Origin of the sequence: Pedobacter vanadiisoli (assembly GCF_042684385.1) — a bacterium.
Taxonomy (GTDB): Bacteria; Bacteroidota; Bacteroidia; order Sphingobacteriales; family Sphingobacteriaceae; genus Pedobacter; species Pedobacter vanadiisoli.
Window position 1 is genome coordinate 81,457 of the sequence record NZ_JBHULL010000002.1, and the last position, 7,643, is coordinate 89,099.

At 41.7% G+C, this 7,643-nt stretch carries 4 protein-coding genes; all 4 read right to left on the reverse strand.

The genetic code is table 11. From position 1 onward, the window contains the following. Window positions 1-7: 7 nt before the first annotated feature. Window positions 8-3,022 carry a DNA polymerase III subunit alpha gene (gene dnaE / locus ACFSR6_RS00760; protein WP_379073769.1) on the reverse strand — a complete coding sequence of 1,005 codons (3,015 nt, stop codon included), beginning with the start codon at window positions 3,020-3,022 and terminating at the stop codon, window positions 8-10. Beyond that, window positions 3,022-4,332, reverse strand: coding sequence for a DNA polymerase IV (gene dinB / locus ACFSR6_RS00765; RefSeq protein ID WP_379073771.1), 1,311 nt, complete (start codon window positions 4,330-4,332; stop codon window positions 3,022-3,024). Before dinB ends, dnaE begins: the two co-directional genes overlap by 1 nt. A 301-nt stretch (window positions 4,333-4,633) precedes the next feature. After that, window positions 4,634-6,595 carry an OmpA family protein gene (locus tag ACFSR6_RS00770; RefSeq protein WP_379073773.1) on the reverse strand — a complete coding sequence of 654 codons (1,962 nt, stop codon included), beginning with the start codon at window positions 6,593-6,595 and terminating at the stop codon, window positions 4,634-4,636. A gap of 44 nt (window positions 6,596-6,639) precedes the next feature. After that, window positions 6,640-7,614 (reverse strand): PorP/SprF family type IX secretion system membrane protein, encoded by a 975-nt coding sequence (locus tag ACFSR6_RS00775; protein WP_379073775.1) that lies wholly within the window; start codon window positions 7,612-7,614, stop codon window positions 6,640-6,642. Window positions 7,615-7,643: the final 29 nt, after the last annotated feature.

Consider the following 7,643-nt stretch of genomic DNA (forward strand, 5'->3'; position numbering starts at 1 on the left):
CATTTTCTCAATTAATCGCTACGGGGTTCAACTGAATATCAAGTTTGGCAAATTTCAGCACCTCGATGCTCTGAAAACCAAAATCTTCGACCACCTTACCTAAAATCAGGTAACAGCCCTTACCTTTAAAAGGGTAAATGGGCGTTGCATTGGGAAAATGTGTGGTATCAAAAAAATCGCCATTGGCATCTAAAAATGTACCGAACCACATTTTGGTATTTTTAATGGTATGTACTGTTTTTTCGCATACGTAATTTCCTACCATCCTGATGGTTTTACCTAAATGCTTATGCAGATCGGCAGCCATTACATCACCACGGTAACGGGTTTTCAGAAAATCGAACATTTTATGATTCAGCGGATAACCCAGCAATTCTAATTCGGTATAGGCGTTTTCCAACGCCGAATCTACCAGCTCGGGCAACTGGTAAGTTTTATAACTGAGTTTAAAAAGTTCGGCTCCATTTATCTTTTTTTGTTTAAAGCCCAGGTAATTGTGCACATCCCAAAGCAGGGTTTTGCGGTCTTTACCGGTAAAGCGCAGGCAACCCAGGCGAATTAAAATAATAGCCTGTTCTAATGAAATACCGGTCCGTTTTACAAAATCTTCCAGGTCGAGGTAAGGCCCGTTGCTCCTCCGCTCGGTGGGAATGATCTTAATATTTTTTTCTTCCAGACCCTGAATACCAATAAAGCCCAGGTAAACCTCTTTGCCCTGTATATTCACCACTTCATCACTATGGTTAACACATGGTAAATGCACCTTTGCCCCGGTTTTCTGTAATTCATTAACATACACCCACCTGCTGTAAAAACCACCGTAATTGTTAAGTACAGCAACCATAAACTCCATGGGATAATAGGTTTTAAGGTACAGACTCTGGTAGCTTTCTACAGCAAATGAAGCGGAGTGTGCTTTCGAGAAACTGTAACCTGCAAAAGATGAAATTTGTCGCCATACTTCAGTAATCAGCTCTTCAGAATGCCCTTCCATTCGTGCTGAAGCGAAAAATTTATTCACCAGTTCGTCAAAAGCGAGTTTAGACCGGTATTTGCCACTCATGGCTTTGCGCAAAATATCGGCATCAGCCAGATCGAGCCCTGCAAAATAATGGCATACTTTGATCACATCTTCCTGATAAACCATTACACCATAGGTTTCAGCCAATTGCTGCTTCATTACATCGCAGAGATACACTACCTTATCGGGTGCGTGATAACGCTCGATGTACGATTTCATCATCCCCGAACTGGCTACTCCTGGGCGGATGATGGAACTGGCGGCCACCAGGGTGAGGTAATTATCACATTTCAATTTTTTAAGCAGTTGCCGCATGGCAGGCGATTCGATATAAAAACAACCTATGGGTTGACCCTCTTTTAAGATCCTGTTCAATTTGGCATCATTCTTAAAAGTTGGAAAGTCATGTATATCGATTGACTTCCCTTTGTTTTTTTGAATCAGCTGTACGGCTTCCCGAATGTGGCCAATGCCCCGCTGACTCAAAATATCGAATTTTTCATACCCAATGGCTTCGGCTTCGTACATATCCCACTGTACCGTAGGAAAACCTTTTGGCGGCATATCCAATGCAGTATAATAAGTGATGGGCTCTTCTGAAATTAAAATCCCCCCGGCATGGATAGAACGCTGATTAGGCATGTTTTTCATGTAATGGTGCACGGCCAGCAACTTTTGGTAAGTTTTATTCCCCAGGTTTTCTTTTTCTTTGGTCGGGTCGGTAAAACTGTCGATTTCCTCTTTAGGCAAGCCCATTACCTTACCAATTTCGCGGATAATGGCACGGTCTTTAAAAGTGCTCATAGTACCCAGAAAAGCCACATGCCATTCGGGGTAACGCCCAAAAATATAGCGCTGGATGGTTTCGCGCTCATCCCATGAAAAATCGATATCAAAATCAGGCGGACTGGTTCGTTTCTCGTGCAAAAATCTTTCAAAATATAAATCGAGATCGATAGGATCTACATCGGTAATGCGCAGGCAGTACGCCACCATACTGTTTGCTCCCGAACCACGCCCCACATGATAAAAACCACAGTTGTTTATAGCATAATCTACAATATCATAAGTAATGAGAAAATAGGCACAGAAATTTTTGAGCTCAATAATACGCAGTTCTTTTTCCAGGCGGGCAACGGCTTCGGGATTATTTTCGCCATAACGGTATTTCAGTCCGCTTGCGGCCAGCTCGCGCAACATTTGTTTGTCGCCATCTAAAGTGCCCGTATAATAAAATTTATTTTTAGATGAAGGCACCGGGCTATTTTCGAAATATATGCTCAGATCACAACTATCTAATAATTGCTGTGTATTTTGAACAATAAAGGGATACTGATCAAACTGCCGGATGAGTTCGCTTTCGGAGATCAGGAATTCATCGAGATCGCATTTCTGCTCATCAGGTACTTTACTGAGCAATGTATTCAGCTCAATGGCTCTAAAATATTCGTGCAGGCGGTACGTAATTTTATTGCTTACAGTAACGGGATGCCAGACCAACAGTTTTTCTTTCTGCTTTAAAAGCGAATGTTTATACAAAAAGTTAAGCTGCTTGGCACGGATGCCTACATATTCGTTTGCTTTTAATTCTTGGCTGAAAGTTTTTTGAAAGGGGTAAACAATATACACATTTTTCATTTCGGGTGGAAGCTCGGGCAGTGGAATGTTGTAAATGTTATGGTAACTTAAAAACTCATTGAGCTCGCGCATACCTTCCCTGTTTTTAGCAATGCCTACATACAATAGCCTGTTATCGATCCTGAATTCGATACCTGCAACCGGTTTAATCTGATACGGAATATTGCCTTTGTGTATCTCATCGGCTTCTTTGGCAATTCCCTGTTTGTAACACTCTCGGATAAATTCTACTGCCCCCGTTGAATTGTTGATATCGGTAAGTACCATTTGATGGACACCCAGATGCCGTGCAGTAGCAATCAGCTGATTAATGCTCTGCGTGCCGTATTTTAAGCTGTAAGAAGAATGCACATTCAAAAACATCAGTCGTAAGATTTAATTCCAATGGTTCCCTTTTCACTCATAAAACTTCTGATTTTTGAACGTTTTCTTATTTCCGGTTCTTCTTCAGCAGCATTTTCGATCAGCATTTTCTTTTTGCGCGGATCGTATTTAATTATTTTCCCTTTTTCATCGCGGGGTGGCTGGGTTACAATGCAGGCCTTTACTACCGCCTCAGCTCCATAACTGTTACGCACTTTATCCATGGCCTGGTAGAGGCTATATTCTTCTTCGGCAATATTATACAGGCCCATTTGTTCATAGCCGCTCACCAAATGCGACAGCTTTACGCCTACCAAACGCAGCAGCATCCTTTTGGCATAAACTTTTTCGAAAAGGCTATGGGCTTTGCTGATCAGAAAGGAATCGAGCGAGGTGTAAGGAATCCGCTCCTGCTGGGTAACGGTTTCGAAATTGGTATAGCGCACGGTCACAGTAATGCAGGCCGTTAGTTTTTTCTGGTTGCGCAACTGAAAGGTTAAACCGGTTACCATACCTGTGATGATGGCTTTTAATTTGGCCATATCCATGGTATCACTTTCAAAAGTGGCCTGTGTACCGATTGATTTTCTTTCGCGGTAAGGTACTACAGGAGCCAGATCGATGCCGTTTGCCTTTTGCCATAAACTCAGTCCATGTTGCCCCAGTATCTTAAACATTAGCTGTTGTGGGATTTGTGTAAGGGTTAGGATTTGCCTTACGCCCATCTCGCTCAGTTTTTTATAGGTGGCATGACCAATACCCGGAATTTTATGGATAGCCAAGGGATCGAGAAAAGGGCGTAATTCGGGATAAGTAACCTGCCGCTCACCAGCTGGCTTTGATTCATTGGTAGCAATTTTGGCCACCGTTTTATTGACGGATAAACCGAAAGAAATGGGCAGGCGCATTTCCTTAATAATGGTTTTCCTGAGTTCGGAAGCAAATTTCATGCAGCCAAAAAAACGATCCATCCCCGTCATATCGATATAATGCTCATCGATACTTGCTTTTTCGAAAAGAGGTACTTTATCGGCAATAATTTCAGTAACCTCGTGCGAGGCCTGCGAATATTCTTCCATATCGCCCCTTAAAAAAATGGCCTGCGGACAAAGCAGTTTTGCCGTTCGGCCGGGCATTGCCGAATGGATACCGTATTTCCGGGCTTCATAACTGCACGAGGCCACTACACCCCTATCGCCACCACCACCAATAATGACGGGTTTACCCAATAGTTTTGGATTTTTTCTGATTTCAACCGACACAAAAAATGCATCTTGATCCATATGAATAATCTGCCTTTCTTTTTCCATGCTATTTAATGGTATGAACAGATCAAAAATACTAATATTTTTAGTTTAAATAAAAATCATTAGACATTTATTTTACACAAAATACTAACATTTTTAGTTTTTTTTTAAAAAAATCCTACACTTTAAACCAAGATTACGAAAGTCTGCTAAACCTGGGCGGGGCTAATTGGAAAGGATGGCCCTGTGGAGACACAGGCCACAACGGAACAAACCATGGCGATAAGCGCTACGGCATAACATAAAAAATGCTCCTGCTGTACAGCAGGAGCATTAATAAAATACAGTTAACTTTTAGTTCTATTTATTGCTTTACAATTTTGAACTCGGTTCTTCTGTTGAGCTGGTGTTCTTCTTCGGTACAGTTTACCCCGCTGGCACATTTATTTAACAGCTGTGTTTCGCCATACCCTTTTGCGGCGATACGGTTTTTATCAACACCTCTCGAAATAATATATTCTACAGCAGATTCGGCTCTTTTTTGCGATAGTTTCAGGTTATAGCTATCCTTGCCCCTGCTATCGGTATGCGAACCTAACTCGATCCAGATGGTTGGGTTATCGATCATGATTTTAACCAATTTATCCAGCTCTATTGCTGCATCAGGACGGATGTTCCATTTATCGAAATCGTAATAGATGTTTTCGAGTTTAATTGCTTTATTGATTACAATAGCTTCCAATTGCAGGTTTTGGGTAAGTACACTTGAAGTGGTTAAACCAATAGTTGTAAGGCTTTTCACATCCGATCTGTAGTTTGTTTTCTCTGCCGAAACATGGTATTCAGATTCTTTAGCTAAATTAAAGTTATAATGACCATTCTCATCGGTTTCGGTTTTTAAGACAGTACCGTTTACTCTTTCTAACGTTACTAACGCACCTGCAACGGGTTGGTTGCTGTCTTTATCAGACACCCTGCCTTCTAATCTGAAAGCAAGAATCATTTTCTGATCAATGGTATAAATATCATCGCTGCCTAAGCCCCCTTCGCGATTAGAAGAAAGGTATACAATACCACCTTTTTCATTTAAACTAAAGCCAAAATCATCGTGTGGAGAGTTAAAGGGATAACCCATGTTTTCGATATAACCTATTTTGCCTTTTTCTTTTAAAGCCCGGTAAACATCTAACCCACCCATTCCAACTCTACCATCACTGGAGAAGTAAAAATTATCCTTTTCATCAAAAACCGGACTGCGTTCATTACCTTCGGTATTTACTTCTTCCAGGTTAATGGGCTTGCCCCATGCACCGCCATCCGTTTTAAGGCAAACATAAATATCGGTACCGCCTTGCCCCCCCGGCATATTCGAAGCAAAATAAAGGCTACTTCCATCGGCACTGATAAAAGGATCTCCTACAGAATATTTGTTCACATTGTTATAAGCAAATGAAACTGGCTCACTCCAAACACCATTGGCATCTTTTGTACTGCTAAAGATTTCTACATTAACGGTTGTTGGTTGTTTTTTCAAGCGTTCGAGTTCATCAGTGATACGGGTAAGTGTAAAATACATGGTTTTTCCATCGGCGGTAAAACTTGCCGACCCCACATGATACCTGGTACCTGTTTTTATAGGGAACAGCTGAAGGCTATCGTTTGGCGAGGGTTTGATATATAGTTTCAGGTATCCGTTACCTGTCCAGCCGTATACTTTTTTATCGGGTTCTTTTGTGCCGTCGAATCTTAAAAACGGTTTACTCTCCTGGGTATTTAGTCCGGTATTTGATCTATCGGAAGTAAATACAACACCTCCCTGATAGTTAACGGCTCCCCAATCAGACTGTGTGCTATTTAGCGTTTTTTGGTTGATCAGTTCGATTTTTTTCGGATTCCTGATCCATTTCAAAGCCGAATCGCAGGAGGCAAGCCAAACTGCCCGCTGCTTTTCTGATACGTTTTTATTTTTATCAATATAATCGAGGTACTGCACTTTTGCTTCGCTATATTTCGAATTGCGTTGTAAGGCCTGGGCATAAGCCAAAACATTTTCAGGACTACTACCTGGCATTTTAGCCGCAATAGCATACCAGCTTTCGGCCTGTTTATAGTTGTAAACCAAGGCATAGGCACTGGCCAAACGTTCGGCAGTATGCAGGGTTTCTTTCTTTTTATAGGCTTGTTCGTATAAATCTATTGCTTTGCTGTAATTAAACAGCTCGTATTGTTTATCGGCATCTTTTAATACATACTGAGCGCTTGCCGAAAAACTGAACACGAATAAACAATATGCAGAAAGGGAGGTGCCTATTAGAATCTTCTTCATTATGCTGTTTAGATAGTTAGTCAAAAATACTGAATATAGTTTGTTTAAAACACCCTTGGGGTTGCCAACCTGATGTTCTGTCTGATAAAAGAATAAGCGATAGAAATCTCATGTGTACCACTGCTATAACCCTGCAACGGACCGATTGAGAAATCGTAACCATAACCGATTCTGATTTTTTCGGAAGGGAAAATCTGTATCGCGGCTACCGCAGAGTTTCGAGGGGTAAGATCGCGTTGCAAATAACTTTTATCATACAGTTTTACTCCTGTACGGTATGAACCACCAATCCAGATAAAATCCTTGATCATTAAAAAGGCATTTAAATCCAAACTTGTGGGGCCTCCACGGTCATCTTTTAATAAAAAAGAAGGCTTAAGCTGAAAATCTTCCGAAAGCGGAAAAAGTGCACCGGCAGTTAAATAATAATGGGGTTTGGGCTGAGGGATAAAAGCATAGCGGTCGATATTGATGTAAGTAGCAATCAGGTTATCGGCCGAAAAACCCGCATAATATTTATCGTTGGCAAAGTATACCCCTGCCCTGGCATCGGGTACGATGGTGCTCTGCATACCCACAGGCTGATTGGGTTCGGGATTGTTGGGGTTTAACAACGAACCATCAATGCCCAGCTGTACCATACCAACGCCAAGGCCTAAAGCAAGACGCGAGCTGCCATCATCATTCATCCTGATGCGGTAAGCATAATTACCATAAATACTCAGGTTGTTTTGAGCGCCAAGCTTATCGCTGGCCACCTGGAGCGCCAAACCTACATTACCACTATTGGCAATGGCATCAACCGCAAGTGACATGCTCCTTGGTGCACCCGTAATGCCTGTCCACTGGCTACGGTAAAAGCTGTGTACATTTAACACTTCTTTATAGCCTGCATAAGCCGGATTGATATAAATGCCATTAAACATGTACTGGCTATATTGGGCATCCTGCTGGGCAGATACCCCCTGAGAAAGCAACATGAACCAGCCTGCTATTAACCATATTAATTTATTCATCATCTTAATATCTTAAAGTACAGCCTGGTTTA

Excerpts from the sequence above, each read along its gene's own strand:
- ACFSR6_RS00775 (WP_379073775.1), bottom strand. The coding sequence starts at position 7,614 with ATGATGAATAAATTAATATGGTTAATAGCAGGCTGGTTCATGTTGCTT.
- ACFSR6_RS00770 (WP_379073773.1), bottom strand. The coding sequence starts at position 6,595 with ATGAAGAAGATTCTAATAGGCACCTCCCTTTCTGCATATTGTTTATTC.
- dinB (WP_379073771.1), bottom strand. The coding sequence starts at position 4,332 with ATGGAAAAAGAAAGGCAGATTATTCATATGGATCAAGATGCATTTTTT.
- dnaE (WP_379073769.1), bottom strand. The coding sequence starts at position 3,022 with ATGTTTTTGAATGTGCATTCTTCTTACAGCTTAAAATACGGCACGCAG.